The organism is Geodermatophilus sp. SMS 5-13 (assembly GCF_059428245.1).
Window position 1 is genome coordinate 2556591 of record NZ_CP165729.1, and the last position, 14825, is coordinate 2571415.

At 73.2% G+C, this 14825-nt stretch carries 13 protein-coding genes and 1 pseudogene; 9 read left to right on the forward strand and 5 right to left on the reverse strand.

The window, feature by feature from the left end; genetic code table 11:
- Window positions 1–3: 3 nt before the first annotated feature.
- From AB3388_RS12550 to AB3388_RS12565, 4 genes and pseudogenes are all read left to right on the forward strand, one after another.
- Entirely contained in the window at window positions 4–942 is a 939-nt protein-coding gene (locus tag AB3388_RS12550; protein WP_495411101.1) for a formylglycine-generating enzyme family protein, read from the forward strand.
- 21 nt (window positions 943–963) lie between these two features.
- Entirely contained in the window at window positions 964–2532 is a 1569-nt protein-coding gene (locus AB3388_RS12555; RefSeq protein ID WP_495411102.1) for a sulfatase family protein, read from the forward strand.
- A 71-nt stretch (window positions 2533–2603) separates the two neighbouring features.
- Window positions 2604–3728 carry a serine hydrolase domain-containing protein gene (locus AB3388_RS12560; protein WP_495411103.1) on the forward strand — a complete coding sequence of 375 codons (1125 nt, stop codon included), beginning with the start codon at window positions 2604–2606 and terminating at the stop codon, window positions 3726–3728.
- A gap of 14 nt (window positions 3729–3742) precedes the next feature.
- Window positions 3743–3958 (forward strand): annotated as a pseudogene (locus AB3388_RS12565) (DUF5060 domain-containing protein); the annotation flags it as partial.
- A gap of 410 nt (window positions 3959–4368) precedes the next feature.
- Here AB3388_RS12565 and AB3388_RS12570 read toward each other — a convergent pair.
- Window positions 4369–4794: a hypothetical protein gene (locus AB3388_RS12570; protein WP_495411494.1), complete on the reverse strand. Its 426-nt coding sequence runs from the start codon at window positions 4792–4794 to the stop codon at window positions 4369–4371.
- Window positions 4795–5113: 319 nt separating this feature from the next.
- Between AB3388_RS12570 and AB3388_RS12575 the strand changes: the two genes are divergently transcribed.
- Window positions 5114–5311 carry a hypothetical protein gene (locus tag AB3388_RS12575; RefSeq protein ID WP_495411104.1) on the forward strand — a complete coding sequence of 66 codons (198 nt, stop codon included), beginning with the start codon at window positions 5114–5116 and terminating at the stop codon, window positions 5309–5311.
- Window positions 5312–5332: 21 nt separating this feature from the next.
- On the opposite strand, the gene AB3388_RS12580 is transcribed toward AB3388_RS12575, so the two are convergent.
- The 4 genes from AB3388_RS12580 to AB3388_RS12595 are packed head-to-tail and all read right to left on the reverse strand — an operon-like array spanning window position 5333 to window position 9763.
- Complete coding sequence (locus AB3388_RS12580; RefSeq protein WP_495411105.1) at window positions 5333–6292, reverse strand: transketolase family protein; 960 nt, start codon at window positions 6290–6292, stop codon at window positions 5333–5335.
- A complete protein-coding gene (locus AB3388_RS12585) occupies window positions 6289–7230 on the reverse strand; it encodes a transketolase (RefSeq protein ID WP_495411106.1) in 942 nt (313 codons plus the stop codon). Before AB3388_RS12585 ends, AB3388_RS12580 begins: the two co-directional genes overlap by 4 nt.
- Entirely contained in the window at window positions 7227–8219 is a 993-nt protein-coding gene (locus AB3388_RS12590; RefSeq protein ID WP_495411107.1) for a sugar phosphate isomerase/epimerase family protein, read from the reverse strand. Before AB3388_RS12590 ends, AB3388_RS12585 begins: the two co-directional genes overlap by 4 nt.
- Before the next feature lie 5 nt (window positions 8220–8224).
- A complete protein-coding gene (locus tag AB3388_RS12595; RefSeq protein ID WP_495411108.1) occupies window positions 8225–9763 on the reverse strand; it encodes an FGGY family carbohydrate kinase in 1539 nt (512 codons plus the stop codon).
- 153 nt (window positions 9764–9916) lie between these two features.
- Between AB3388_RS12595 and AB3388_RS12600 the strand changes: the two genes are divergently transcribed.
- The 4 genes from AB3388_RS12600 to AB3388_RS12615 all read left to right on the forward strand — a co-directional run bounded on the left by AB3388_RS12600 (window position 9917) and on the right by AB3388_RS12615 (window position 14753).
- Window positions 9917–10927, forward strand: coding sequence for a sugar-binding transcriptional regulator (locus AB3388_RS12600; protein WP_495411109.1), 1011 nt, complete (start codon window positions 9917–9919; stop codon window positions 10925–10927).
- Window positions 10928–11027: 100 nt separating this feature from the next.
- Complete coding sequence (ribB, locus tag AB3388_RS12605) at window positions 11028–12137, forward strand: 3,4-dihydroxy-2-butanone-4-phosphate synthase (protein WP_495411110.1); 1110 nt, start codon at window positions 11028–11030, stop codon at window positions 12135–12137.
- A 150-nt stretch (window positions 12138–12287) separates the two neighbouring features.
- The gene (locus AB3388_RS12610; protein WP_495411111.1) at window positions 12288–13172 is read left to right on the forward strand and encodes an SCO6745 family protein; all 885 of its coding nucleotides are present in this window, start codon (window positions 12288–12290) and stop codon (window positions 13170–13172) included.
- 276 nt (window positions 13173–13448) lie between these two features.
- Entirely contained in the window at window positions 13449–14753 is a 1305-nt protein-coding gene (locus tag AB3388_RS12615) for an IS110 family RNA-guided transposase (RefSeq protein WP_495411112.1), read from the forward strand.
- The last annotated feature ends 72 nt before the right edge of the window (window positions 14754–14825 follow it).

The window sequence follows — 14825 nt, forward strand, 5'->3', positions numbered from 1 at the left end:
GTCATGACGGCCTGCTGCACGCCGGCCCGGGCGGCCGCTGGTGGCCCCGGGTCGGCGCCGGCCCCGATCACGCGGCCGGCGACCGCCGGTGGCACGGGGATGGTGCGCCTGCCCGGCGGCCGCTTCCGGATGGGCACCGACGACGCCACCGGGTTCCCCTCCGACGGCGAGGGGCCCATCCGCACGGTGGAGCTCTCGCCGTTCCTGATCGACCGGTGCGCCGTCCGCAACGACGAGTTCGCGCGCTTCGTCGCCGACACCGGGTACGTCACCGAGGCGGAGCGCTTCGGCTGGTCCTACGTGTTCGTCGGCTTCCTGCGGGCGGAGCTGCGCAAGGTCTCCCCGCGGCCGGACGTCACGCCCTGGTGGGCCGCGGTGACCGGGGCGGACTGGCGGCGGCCGGAGGGGCCCGGCAGCGTCCTCGACGGCCGCGGCGACCACCCCGTCGTCCACGTCTCCTGGAACGACGCCGTCGCCTGCGCGGCCTGGGCCGGCAAACGGCTGCCCACCGAGGCGGAGTGGGAGTACGCCGCCCGGGGCGGGCACGACCAGCGGCGCTACCCGTGGGGCGACGAGCTCACCCCGGGCGGGCGGCACATGGCCAACATCTGGCAGGGCCGCTTCCCGGTCAAGAACACGACGGAGGACGGCTGGGCCGGCACCGCGCCGGTCGACGCGTTCCCGCCGAACGACTTCGGGCTGTTCGACATGGCCGGCAACGTGTGGGAGTGGTGCGCCGACTGGTGGGGGACCGAGCACCCCGCCGGCGAGGTCCGGGATCCGGCCGGCCCCGCATCGGGCCCGGGCAAGGTGATGCGCGGCGGGTCGTACCTCTGCCACGAGTCCTACTGCAACCGCTACCGGGTCGCCGCCCGGTCCCGCAACGACGTCACCAGCGCCGGCGGCAACCTCGGCTTCCGCTGCGCCCGCGACCCCGCCTGACCCACTCCGGGAGGAACCGCCATGCGCATCATCTACGTCGACGTCGACACCCTGCGGGCCGACCACACGACCCCGTACGGCTACTCGCGGCCGACCACGCCCAACCTCCGGTCGATCGCCGACAAGGGCGTCACCTTCGACCGCTACTACTGCTCGGACTCGCCCTGCCTGCCGTCGCGGACGGCGCTGACCAGCGGCCAGTTCGGCATCACCAACGGCGTCATCGGGCACTTCGGCGAGGCCGCGCGCTACCGGCTGGACGCCGGCCACGCGCCGCACCCGGATCGCCCGCTGCTCGGTCAGCGACTCGGGCAGCACGGCTACTACACCGCCGCGGTCTCGATGTTCGCCGAACGGCACCGGGCCTACTACTTCCTCGGCAACTTCCAGGAGTCGATCCGGGCCACCAACGAGCTCAACGACGAGGACGGCCGGGACATCAACCGCGTCGGCCTGGACTGGATCCGCCGGCACGCGCAGGAGGACGACTGGTACCTGCACCTGACCTACTGGGAGCCGCACACTCCCTACCTGACCGAGCCGGGCTGGACCGACAAGGCCGCCGCCTCCGGGCCGCCGCCGGCGTGGCCGGACCAGGCCGCCATCGACGGGCACCAGGAGGTCTACGGCCCGCGCAGCGCCCAGGACCTGCACTACGCCTTCGCGCCGCGGAGGTCGCCGACGCCGTACAACGCACCGGACCGGATCCGCGGCCGGGAGGACTTCGAGCAGCTGATCAACGGCTTCGACGGCACGATCATGTACTGGGACCAGCTCTTCGGTGAGCTGCTGGACACCCTCCGGGAGTGCGGCATCGCCGAGGAGACGGCGATCCTCGTCAGCGCCGACCACGGGGAGTCCTTCGGCGAGAACGGCTCGTACGCCGAGCACGGGCACGCCAACGAACCGGTGCAGCGGGTGCCGCTGGTCGTCTACTGGCCCGGCGTGACCGACGACCTGCCCGACGAGGCGCGGCACAACGACAGCCTGCTGTACCACATCGACCTCGCGCCGACCCTGTGCGACCTGCTCGGCATCCCGGTCCCGCGTGGCTGGCAGGGCGCCTCGTTCGCCGGCGCGCTCCGCGGGGAGGACATCGGGTCGCGCGAGTACCTCGTCCTCGGCCAGGGCGCGCACACCTACCAGCGCGCGGTGCGCACCCGGGACCACATGTACATCCGCACGTACCACCCCGGGTGCATGAAGGTCGACTGGGAACAGCTCTACGACGTCACGAACGACCCGCACCTGACCGACAACCTCGTCGACGAGCAGCCGGAGCTCGCCGCGCGGATGCGCAGCCACCTGGCCGAGTGGCTGCACACCTACGCCGGGCGGCCCGGTGCGCTGCCCGACCCCATGCAGACGACGCTGCAGGTGGGCCCGACCTACTACAACGATCCCGTCGCCTACGCCCAGCACCTGCGGGAGACCGGCCGCGCCCACCTCGCCGACGATCTGGAGAGCCGGCTGGCGGAGGCCACCGGCGCGACCCCCGTCTCCTGGCACGCCCCCGACGTCCCCTGGACGCCGGAGAAGCGCGCGCTCGTCGCCCGGATGTTCGGCGACACCGACGAGGACCTCGACTGACGCCTGAATAGATATTCACTCTCGCGGTGATATGTTCCGCGGAGCCACCGCCGGCAACGAGGAGACAGAAGATGCGCGAACTCACCGGAGCACTCAACGGCCGTGCCGACGGCCGCCTCGAGGAGGTCGTGGAGCGCTTCGAGCAGTTCCTGTCGAACGATCCCGACTACTCGTTCCAGGCGGTCGCCTACCAGCACGGGGAGCCCGTCCTCGACGTCTGGGGTGGGCCGCACCTGTCCGGGGACTCGGTCCTCGTGCCCTACTCGGTCACCAAGAACACGATCGGGCTCTCCGCCGCGCTGCTGATCCAGCGGGGGCAGCTGGAGCTGGACCGGCCGGTGTGCGAGTACTGGCCCGAGTTCGCGGCCAAGGACAAGCAGGACGTCACGGTGCGCATGCTGCTGTCGCACCAGGCCGGGCTGCCGCAGGCCGAGCCGGCGCTCACCTGGGACGAGCTGTTCGACCACCACGAGGCCGCCGCGCGGCTGGCCGACACGCGCCCGTTCTGGCGGCCGGGTACCGCCTTCGGCTATCACGCCATCACGATCGGGAACCTCGCCTCCGAGCTCGTCCACCGCATCACCGGTCAGACGCTCCACGAGTTCTTCGACGGCGAGATCCGGGCGCCGTACGACCTCGACTTCTACCTGGGCCTGCCCGCCGGCCAGGAGTCGCGGCGGGCGGACGTCCTGCCGATGGTCGCGCCGGTCGGCGTCGTGCGACCGGCGCCGGCGTCGGCGCTCGGCCCCGTCGTCATGAACACGCCCGGCCCGCGCGTGGACCTCGCCAACGACGAGGTGAGCTGGCGGTTCGGGCACCCTGCGGGCTCCGGGACCGGCTCGGCCCGCGGGCTCGCCCGGATGATGGCGGCCGCGGTGACCGGTCTCGAGGGCGGCAAGCCGTTCCTCGACGACGACACGGTCGGGATCGTCGGGCAGCAGCAGGTGCGCGGTTACGACGAGGTGCTCGGCATGGCGCACCGGGCCCACTCGATCGTCTTCCAGAAGCCCACGCCGGAGATGCGGTTCGGCGGACCCCGCGCGTTCGGCCACGACGGCGCGCTCGGCGCCCTGGCCTGCGTCGACCCCGACACCGGCGTGGCCTTCGCCTACACCGTGGCCCGCTCGCCGTGGCCCGGCGGCGCGGACCCGCGCGCCCTCGACCTGGCGGGTGACCTGGGCCGTCTCCTGGCCTGAGCGGGCGGACGGGCGTGCTGCTGCAGGCGGCGCCGTCCGCCCCGCTGTGGGGCATCGGCGAGCTGGTGCTCTCGTCGGGGACCGAGTACGGCAACCCGTTCCGGGACGTCGACGTCGTCGGCACCTTCCGGTCCCCGTCGGGGCGCGAGGTGCGCGCGCTCGGCTTCCACGACGGCGGCCGGATCTGGGGCGTCCGGCTGATGCCCGACGAGGTGGGCACCTGGACGTTCACGACGGCCTCGGCCGACGGCGAGCTGGCCGGCCACACCGGGTCCCTCGAGGTCTCCGCCGCCCGGCCCGGCTCCCACGGGCCGGTCCGCGTCTCCGGGGAGCGGCACTTCGCCCACGCGGACGGCACGCCGTACTTCCTGCTGGGGACGACGCTCTACTTCGGGCTGGCCGGCGGGCCCGAGGAGCTCACCCGCACCGTGGCGAAGCTGACCGGGTCACCGTTCACCAAGGCCCGGTTCATGCTCCACGGCGGACTGATGCGTCCGGGACCGTCCGCCGGCCCTTTCGAGCGCACGACCGACGGCCTGGACTACGCGCGGCCGGACCCCGCGTTCTTCCGGGCGGTGGAGGAGGGGCTCGGGCAGCTGCAGGCGCTCGGCGTCGAGGCCGACCTGATCTTCTTCCAGCCCTACTTCGACTTCTTCGCCCGCGGCGACTTCGGGGAGCGCAACCCGTCAACGTGTGGTGGACGCTGGCCAACGAGTTCGACCTGTTCCGGGAGCAGAAGGACTGGCCGGCGCTCGCCCGCGCCGTCGCCGACGGCGACCCCTACGGGCACCTGCTCAGCAACCACCACAGCATCCTCGGCTTCTTCGACAACCGGCAGCCGTGGATCACCCACGTCAACCTGCAGGACGTGCTCCTGCAGCGCTCGGCGGGCGGGCCCCGGAACCTCGCCGAGCTCCCGCTGGACGCCCGCGCGATCGGCAAGCCGGTCGTCGTCGACGAGTACGGCTACGAGGGCAACAACGGCTTCACGTGGGGAAGCTTCAGCGGCCCGGAGATGGTCGAGATGCACTGGGCGGCGACGTTCGCCGGCGGCTACGCCTCCCACGGGGAGAGCTTCTCGGGCGCCGACGAGCCGCGGTTCGTGGGTGACGCCGTGCCGAGGCTCGCGTTCCTGCGGGAGGTCGTCGAGTCGGCTCCGTACCGGGAGATGAGCCCGGCGGAGGACGTCCTCACCTGTGCCGGCGACGCCTTCGTCCCGATGAGCCTGGCCAAGCCGGGGGAGGAGTACCTCGTGTACTTCCCGGTGCCGCGCGAGCTGCCGGACTGGAACCTGGGCAACTTCGGGCCCGCGACGCCGTCCCGGCCGCTGCCGCTCACCGGGCGCGCCCGGTTCGCGATGACCGACACGGGCGGTCACCGTCACGGTGGCCGAGGGCCGCTACGAGGTGGCGGTGATCGACCCGTGGCGCATGACGGTGGCACGCCTCGGCGTCACCGACGAGACGACGTTCACCGTCACGCCCCGGCTGACCCCCGGGATCCTCCGGCTGCGCCGCGACCGGACGTCGGGGGAGCCGGCGCGGCCGGTCGCGGACCTGCTCCGCGCGGCCGGCCTCGGCTGAGGCTCGGCCGCGCGGAGAGACTCAGCTCGCGACCAGCTCGCGCGCGACGGCGGCGATCCCGGTCGCGGAGATGCCGAAGTGCTCGAACAGCCACTCCACGGAGCCGGTCGGGGCGAACCGGTCGACCCCCACGAACCGGACCGGCACCGGGTGGTGCCGCACGACGGTCTCCGCGACCGCGCCGCCGAGGCCGCCGGTGGGCAGCGCCTCCTCCACGGTGACCAGCCGTCCGGTCTCGCGGGCGGCGGCGACGACGGCGTCCTCGTCGAACGGCTTGAGGGAGGGCACCGACAGCACCCGGGCCGAGATCCCCTCGGCCGCCAGCAGGTCCGCGGCGTCGAGCGCCCGCCCGACCGTCGTCCCGGTGGCCAGGACCGTGACGTCGGAGCCGTCACGCAGGGGGACGGCGCGGCCGGGGGTGAACCGGTAGTCCGGGTCGTTCACCGCGGGCACGCCCATGCGGCTGACCCGGATGAACACCGGGCCGTCGTGCTGCGCCGCCCAGCGCACCGCCTCGGCGGTCTCGACCGGGTCGGCGGGCACGAGGACGGTGAGGTCCGGGATGGTGCGCATCCAGGCGTGGTCCTCGATGGAGTGGTGGGTCGGGCCCAGCTCCCCGTAGGCCATGCCCGGGCTCTGCCCGCACAGGACGATGTGGTGGCGGGAGTAGGCGGCGTCGACCTTGATCTGCTCCATCGCCCGTGCGGTGAGGAAGCACGAGGCCGCGGAGACGAACGGGATCTTGCCGCCGTTGGCCAGGCCGGCGGCGACGCCGACCATGTCCTGCTCGGCGATGCCCACGTTGATCAGCCGGTCGGGGAACTTGGAACGGAAGCCGCCCAGCTTGCTGGAGCCCACCGAGTCGTTGACGACCGCGACGATGCGCGGGTCGGCCTCGGCGAGGCCGATCAGGGCCTCGGCGAACGCGTCGCGGCAGTCGTGGCGGTCCTGCCGGACCGCCTCCGTCGCCTGCGTGGTCATCGTGCCTCCAGCTCGGAGAGGGCGGTCGCCAGCTGCTCGGCCGAGGGCACCTTGTGGTGCCAGGCGACGTCGTCGGACATGAACGAGATCGGGTGGCCCTTCACCGTGTGGGCGATGACGGCCGTGGGCTTGCCGGAGGCGGCGGGGACGCGGGCGAAGGTGTCGACCAGGGCGCCGTGGTCGTGCCCGTCGACCTCGACGACCTCCCAGCCGAAGGCGCGCAGCTTGTCGGCCAGCGGCTCGAGGCTGTTGGTGTCGTCGACCCGGGCACCCTGCTGCAGCCGGTTGCGGTCGACGATCGCCACCAGGTTCGACAGCCCGTGGTGGGCCCCGGTCATCAGGGCCTCCCAGTTGGAGCCCTCCTGCATCTCGCCGTCACCGAGGACGACGAAGGTCCGGCGGCTGGAGCCGTCGAGCTTGCCGGCCAGCGCGGTGCCGACCGCGATCGGCAGGCCGTGCCCGAGCGGGCCGGTGTTCGCCTCGACGGCGTCGATCTTGGTGCGGGCGGGGTGCCCGTTGAGCTGGGACTCCGGCTGCATGAAGGTCTTCAGCGACTCGACCGGGAGGAACCCCGCCGCGGCCAGCGTGCTGTAGAGCGCCGCCGCCGCGTGCCCCTTGGAGAGGATGAAGCGGTCGCGCTCGGGGTCGTCGACCCGGTCGGGGTCGATCTCCAGGACGTGCAGGTAGAGGGTCACCAGCACGTCGATGACCGAGAACTCGCCGCCGATGTGGCCGAGCCCGGCGGCCTGCACCATCCGGATGTCCTGCCGGCGGACCAGCCGCGCGGCCTCGGCGAGGTGGGCGACCACCTCCTCGCGCGGGGCGTCGCGGCCGATCCGGCCGACGACCGGCAGGTCGACCCCGGAGTCGTGGACGTCCGGGACGTTGTCCTCCTCGACCAGGTCGATCGCGTCGAGGTTCTGCAGGTCGGTGCTCACCGGTCCCCCGCCATGCAGCTGAGCAGGGCGTCCTGGACGATCCGCTGGGCGCCCATCGCGTCCTGGCGGCTCTGGGCCTCCTGCAGGGCCGCGACGTCGAGCTGGTCGAGGGCGCGGTGCAGCGCCTTGAGGAACCGGATGGACAGGCGGGCGGCCTCGACGGAGTCCTCGCGGAACGGGAACTGGTCGAGCTGCCACACGCCGTCCCAGTTGTTCTTCCGGAGCGTGTAGAAGAACTCGAAGATCTCGGTGAGGTGCACGGTGCCGACGACCAGGTCGTCGTCCCAGCCGCGCAGGTTGTCGTTGACGTCCATGCCGTACAGCAGGCCGTGGTCGATGAGCAGCTGGGCCGAGTCGGCCGGCGACTCCCCGCCGTAGAGGGCGTGCCCGAAGTCGAGCAGGACGCCGACGTTGTCCAGCCCGATCTGCTGGATGCCCAGGATGCTCCGGGCGGCGGAGTCCCAGGTCATCTTCACCCGCGGCTCGCGCGGCTTGTACTCGATGGCGAAGCGCAGGTCGGGGTGCGCGCCGGCCAGGTCGCGCATGCCGTCGACGGCGAGCTTCCACAGCTCGCGGTGGTCGACCTGGAAGGGGTAGTCCCAGCCGTCCTGGCCGGGCCAGATCTTGACGTAGTCCGCGCCGAGGTCCCGCACCACGCCGGCGGCCTCGTGCATGAGGTCCAGCGCGGCCTTGCGCGCGTCCGGGTCGGGGTTGGTGAAGGCGCCCTTGCCCCACCGGCGCAGGTAGATCTCCGGCGTGATGCCGATGGCCTGCAGGCCGGCCGCCTTCAGGGCGTCCTTGACCTCGTCGAGGCCCACGCCGTCGGTGAAGGGGTAGTTGAGGTCGACGACGGACAGCTCGCCGACCGAGCCGGCGCGCTCGATGGCCTCCAGCGTGGTCACGGGCGGGGCGTAGCCGTCGACGGCGTAGCGGTCGACGTAGCTGGCGAAGTGCCAGAGGCCGGCCCCGAAGCGGGGGAGTGCGGACATGACGGTCATCTCCGGTCGGTCGTCGGTGCGGGGGTCGGGGGTGCTGGGGGCGCGTTCTGCCCCCGGGAGCGGCGGACGGCGTCGGCCCAGGCCGCGCGGGCCTGCCGGCGCTGGTCCTCGGGCAGCTGCGGGTGGACCACGGAGCCGGGGTCGGTCAGCTCCCGGTCCCCGACGGCGAGCCCGAGCGACCGGGCGGCGAGCAGCGCCGCGCCCACGGCCGAGGCCTCGGCGGAGGCGGCGACCGACACCGGCCGGCCGAGCAGGTCGGCCTGCAGCTGCATGAGCAGCCGGCTGGCGCTCGCCCCGCCGTCGGCGTGCACCAGGGCCAGGTGCACCGCGCCGTCGGACTCCATGGCGTCGACGACGTCGGCCACCTGGTGGGCGACGCACTCGAGGGCGGCGCGGGCGAGATGCGCGCGGGAGGTGGCGGCGGTGAGCCCGGTCAGCAGCCCGGTGGCGTCGCGGTCCCAGTGCGGGGCGCCGAGGCCGGAGAACGCCGGCACCAGCACCGCGCCGGCGGCGTCCGGGACCTCGGCGGCCAGCCGGCCGAGGAAGTTGCCGCCGGCTTCCTCCGCCGGCGCCCCGAGCACGCGGGCCATCCAGTCCAGGGCCGCCCCGCTGGCGAGGATGTTCCCCTCGCGGGCGAGGGTCGGCCCCTCGGCGGTGAGCCAGGCGAGCGTCGTGCTGACCCCGGCCGGCGCCTGGGGCGCGCCGGGGGCGGGCGCCATGATCGAGGAGCCGGTGCCGTAGGTGACCTTCGCGCCGCCGGGGCTGGTCGCGCCGTGGGCGTACAGCGCGGCCGAGGAGTCGGGGAGGACGGCGGCGATCGGCAGGCCCGCGGGCAGCCGCCCGGAGGCGACGGTGGTGCCGAAGCCGGCGTCGGAGGCGCGCACCTCGCCCAGGCACGCGCGGGGCACGCCGAAGGCGGTGGTCAGGTCCTCGTGCCAGTCGAGGGCGGCCAGGTCGAACAGCAGCGTGCGGGCCGCGTTGCCGGCCTCGGCGGCGAACACCGCGCCGCCGGTGAGCCGCCACACCAGCCAGGAGTCGACGGTGCCCAGGCAGACGTCGTCCGCCTCGGCGCCCCCGGCGAGCGCGGCGTCCAGCAGCCAGCGCATCTTGGGCGCCGAGAACATCGCGTCGACGGCCAGCCCGGTCCGCCGGCGGACGACGGGGTCCAGCCCCTGGTCGACCAGCTCGGCGCACCGCTCCGTCGTCCGGGCGTCCTGCCAGCCGAGCACCGGACCGAGTGGCCGGCCCGTGCGGCGGCTCCACGCGACGACGGACTCGCGCTGGTTGGTCACGGCGACGGCCGCGGGCACCGCCTCGGGGAAGCGGGCGAGGCAGTCGTCGACGGCCCGGACGACGGAGCTCCAGAGGTCCTCGGCGTCCTGCTCGACCCAGCGGGGGCGGGGATGGGCGATGCCCACCGGGGCCGACCCGGTGCCCACGACGGCCCCGGATCCGTCGACGAGGACCGCCTTCGAGTTGGTCGTCCCCTGATCGATCGAGAGCACGTACGGACCGGCACCGATGGTCCGGGTCATGGCACTCCTGTCGAGCTCTCGGCAATCGGGGTGAATAACAATTCAGTAATGAATAGATCCACCGTAACGAAGCCGTGGCTAACGTGTCAATGTTCGTGGCGCAGGCACGGGTGTGCAGTGCGGGAGCGGTACGGGGCACGGGAGAGGTGCGCGATGGCGTCCGGAGCAGGAGGGCGGCTGGCGCAGTCCGACGACCAGCTGCGCCTCATGGTGCGGATCGCCCGCATGTACCACGAGCAGGGCATGCGGCAGGCGGACATCGCCGCCGAGCTGCACGTCTCGCAGCCGCGGGTGTCCCGGCTGCTGAAGCGCGCCAGCGAGGTCGGGGTGGTCCGGACGACGGTCGTGGTGCCCAGCGGCGTCCACTCGGACCTCGAGCAGGACCTCGAGGGTGCCTTCGGGCTGCGCGAGGCCGTCGTCGTCGACGCCTGGGGCCGGGACGACGAGCTGACCACGCCGCTGGGTTCGGCCGCGGCCGCCTACCTGGAGGCGACCCTCACCGGAGGGGACACGGTCGGGATCTCCTCCTGGTCGGCCACGCTGCTGGCCGCCGTCCAGGCGATGCGCACGGCCCGGTCGACCGTCGTCGACACGGTGGTCCAGGTGGTCGGCGGCGTCGGGGACCCCCAGGTGCAGATGCAGGCGAACCGGCTCATCGCGGGCTTCGCGCAGGCCACCGGGGCGACCCCGGCGTTCCTGCCGGCCCCCGGGGTGCTCGGGACGGCGGCCGCGCGCCGGTCGCTGACCCGCGACTCCACGGTGAGCACCGTGATGGACCTGTGGAAGCGGCTGACCATGGTCCTGGTGGGGATCGGGTCGCTGGAGCCCTCGCCGCTGCTGCGGCAGAGCGGCAACGCCGTCTCCGCGGAGGACCTGCAGCTGCTGCGGGACGCCGGCGCGGTCGGCGACATCTGCCTGCGCTACTTCGACGAGCACGGCGAGCCGGTGCGCTCCTCCTTCGACGACCGGGTGGTCGGCATCTCCGTGCCGCAGCTGCTGGACGTGCCCCGCCGGGTCGCCGTGGCCGGCGGGGAGCGGAAGGTGACCGCCGTCCTGGGGGCGCTGCGGGGCGGCTGGGTGAACGTCCTCGTCACCGACGTGGAGACGGCGCGGCGCCTGCTCGCGGCGGCCTCCGGCGGGGACGAGGGACGGCCCGGGGCCTGAGGCTCCTCGTCCCGCAGTTACTGTCGATCGCCCGCCGGCGGATGCCGGCCGTGCAGGGAACCGAAGGTGGATCGTGGAACCGAATCGCGAGGCGACGGGCGTGCGTCTCGATCCCGTCGAGACCGCCGTGGAGGCCCTGGCCCAGGGCCGGTCCGTCGTCGTGGTCGACGACGAGGGGCGCGAGAACGAGGGGGACCTGATCTTCGCCGCCTCGACGGCGACCACGGAGCAGACGGCGTTCATGGTCCGCCACACCTCCGGCTTCATCTGCGTCGGCATGACCGGCGGCGACCTGGACCGGCTGCACCTGCCGCCGATGACGGCGGTCAACGAGGACCGCAAGGGCACCGCCTACTCGGTGACCGTGGACGCCCGGGGGGTGCACTCCACCGGCATCTCGGCCGAGGACCGCGCGATCACCATCCGCGCGCTCGCCGACGCCGCGACCACCCCCGAGGACCTGACCCGGCCCGGCCACGTGATGCCGCTGCGCGCCGTCCCGGGCGGGGTGCTGCGCCGGCCCGGACACACCGAGGCGGCGGTGGACCTCGTGCGGATGGCCGGGCTGCCGCCGGCGGGCGCGCTCTGCGAGATGGTCAACGACGACGGCACGATGATGGACGCGCCGGCCTGCCGGGAGTTCTGCGACCGGCACGGACTGCCGCTGGTGTCGATCGCGGACCTCATCCGCTACCGCCTGGCCACCGAGACGCTGGTCGAGCGGGTGGCGGACACCGTCGTCCCCACGGACCACGGGCCGTTCCGGGCGATCGCCTACCGCAGCACCGTGGACGCCTCCGCGCACGTCGCCCTCGTCCGGGGCGAGGTGGGGGACGGGCAGGACCTGCTGGTGCGGGTGCACGCCGAGTGTCCCGTGGGCGACCTGTTCGGGTCCCAGCTGTGCGAGTGCCGGGGGAAGCTGGAGGAGGCGCTCGCCCTCATCGCGGACGAGGGGCGGGGCGTCGTCGTCTACGTCCGGCCGCAGGCCGACCAGGTGCTCGGCGCCAACCGGCCGATCCTGGGGCACGTCGCGCCCGAGACCGGCGACGCCTCCCCGGACGACCTGGAGTACGGGACGGGCACGCAGATCCTCCGCGACCTCGGCGTCCGGAGCATGCGGTTGATCACCGCTCACCCCGGTCGCCGGTACCGGCTCGAGCCCTTCGGCCTCTCGATCACCGGGACCCAGGAGGCTGCTCGGCCGCTGTAGACGGTGTGGCGGTCCCCGCCCGCGCGCCGTCGCACGTCCCTGAGGGCGGCGTCAGAGACGCCTCATCGGCGAGGTCGCCACCGAGTCGCCCAGAGTGCGCCGCTCAGGGACGCCAGCCGGACGGCCCTGTTGCGATGAGTTCAGCGGCGCGTGATCGTCCAAGTGCTCGTGAGCGTTCAGGATCAAGCGCCGGCTCTACGGCGGGAGGCGTCGACGATGCGTTCGATCGCTCGGCGGATGTTCGAACTCGTCGAGCCGATCGGTGTCGTCCCGTACTCGACCCACGAACCCAACGAGGCGTTGTTCTCCCTGGGATTCACCGACTACTGGGACACCTACTTCGCCGGGCGCGCGGCCCCGCTGGGCCTCGCCACGGCAGAGGTGGTGGACGCGCTCTTCTACAACTTCGCTCCTGGCGAGGTGGCCCGCCACATCCCGAAGGTGTGGCGAACCACCACGCCCGAAGCGGCGATCGCGGCTCGTCAGTCAGGATGCGGAAACGCGCTCCGGCGGATCCTCGGCGATCGCGTCGACTCGCCCGCCTTCGCCCGCGCCGCCGACCTGTTGCTGAAGGCGGCGACCAGCGCCCCGCCCGAGGGGCGACCGATGTACGCCGCGCTCCGCGCGCTCCCGGTGCCCGATGACGCGGTCGGCCGCCTCTTCCACGCAGCGTCCCTCCTCCGCGAGCACCGCGGCGACGGGCACATCGCGGCCCTGAGGGTCGAGGGCGTCGGCGGCCTCGAGGCGCACGTCCTCCTTGCCCTCGACATGGGCATGCCGGCGGAGAAGTTCGGACGCATCCACCACCTTCCTGCGGCTCAGATTGCCGAGGTGATCGACGGGATGCGCCGCCGTGACCTGATCGGGGAGGACGGTTGGCTGAGCGAATCGGGTCGCGCCGTCAGACAGCGGGTCGAGGCGCTCACCGATGACCTCGCCGCGAAGCCCTACGAGTGCCTCGCGCCTCGCGAGCTCGATGAGCTCATGGTCTCTCTCGAGCCGCTTGCCGCGCTGCTCCTCGCCGCACCCGACTAGGACGACGGCGCGGGTCCCGAGTCGTCAGCCATGGCGCTCGTCGGCTGATGCGCTGCCCAGCGCTTGCAACCAGGCCGACGGATCCCGCGACTACTGCGGTCCAAGCATCGGGGGTCTGCGGGCGGCGCACGCAGGCACGGTGGGTCATCGCCCCCTGCCTGAAATCTGCAGGCCAGACCCTAGACGGTATGGGGGCTGGGGCCCCGCCACGAATGATCGTGGGTTGCCGCGCAGGGGTGGGCCCTGGCGGTAGAGCCACAGGCGTGGGAGGCCCCAGTGATCGGTCAGCGTACGAGTGTCGGGCTGGATGTTCACGCCCGTTCGGTCGTCGGGTGTGGGCTGGATGTGCAGACCGGCGAGGTGCTGCGAACGCGGTTGACGCCCGCCCATGAGCAGGTCATTGACTGGCTGCGGTCGCTGCCCGGACCCGTGAAGACGACCTATGAGGCCGGCCCGACCGGGTTCGGGCTGGCCCGAGCGTTGCAGGCAGCGGGGATCGACTGTGTGGTGGCGGCGCCGTCGCGGCTGCTACGCCCGTCCGGCGATCGGGTGAAGACCGACGCCAAAGACGCGCTGCACCTGGCCCGGCTGCTGGCGGTGGGCCAGGTGACCCCGGTCGCGATGCCGGATGAGGAGACCGAGGCGGCGCGGGATCTGGTGCGCGCCCGCGAGGACATGCGTGGGGATCTGATGAGCGCCCGGCACCGGGTCACCCACCTGTTGCTGCGGCAGGGCATCGTCTATGCCGGGGGCACGGCCTGGACCCGGCAGCACGAGAACTGGCTACGCACCCACCGCTTCGCCCAGCCGGCGCTGCGGGCCGCCTACGACGCCGCGCTGGAGGCGCTGGCCGCGGCCGAGGGCCGCCGGGACCGTCTGGATGAGGCGATCGCGGGGCTGGCCGCCGCCAGCCGGTTCACCCCGGTCGTCGATCGGTTGGCCTGCCTGCGCGGCATCTCCACGTTGACCGGATTCGGGTTGGCGGTGGAGATCGGCGACTGGTCTCGGCTCTCGCCGGCCACGATCGGGTCCTACTTGGGGCTGGTGCCCTGCGAGGACTCCACCGGGGAAAGCCGCTCGCAGGGCGGGGTGACCAAGACCGGCAACACCCATGTGCGCCGGCTACTGATCGAAGCGGCCTGGCATCACCGCCCGCCGTATCGGCCCTCGACCAAGCTGCAGCGCCGCTGGTCCCACGCGCCGGGGCGGTGGTGGTGCACGCGGCGAAGGGGAACCGGCGGCTGCACGCCCGCTGGCGGTCCTTCGACGCCCGCGGCAAACGGCCGGTGGTGGCCAACACCGCGATCGCTCGGGAGTTGGCCGGCTGGTGCCAGGCGCTGGCGGTCATGGCGCCCGAGCCCTGACCCATCGGGGCGTGGAGACACCCGGGCGATGTCCTCGCCGGCGAGAGGCTCTCCGGGCCCGTGTCGATGGTCAACGTCGTTCATGCTCGCTGCGCTGCGCGTGCTCCACGTTGACCCCCGCCCCGGCTCCCGGAGCAGCGCCGTTGAGCGAGGACCGGCAAGCCCGGCGGCCCGCACACGTCCGTTGATGATCACCGGCCCGGTGACGGCAGCGTGAGGAGCGAACCCGCGACCGTTCTATGAGCAGCCCGCACCGGCCACGCTCGTCACTAGACCCGCGGCAACGCTC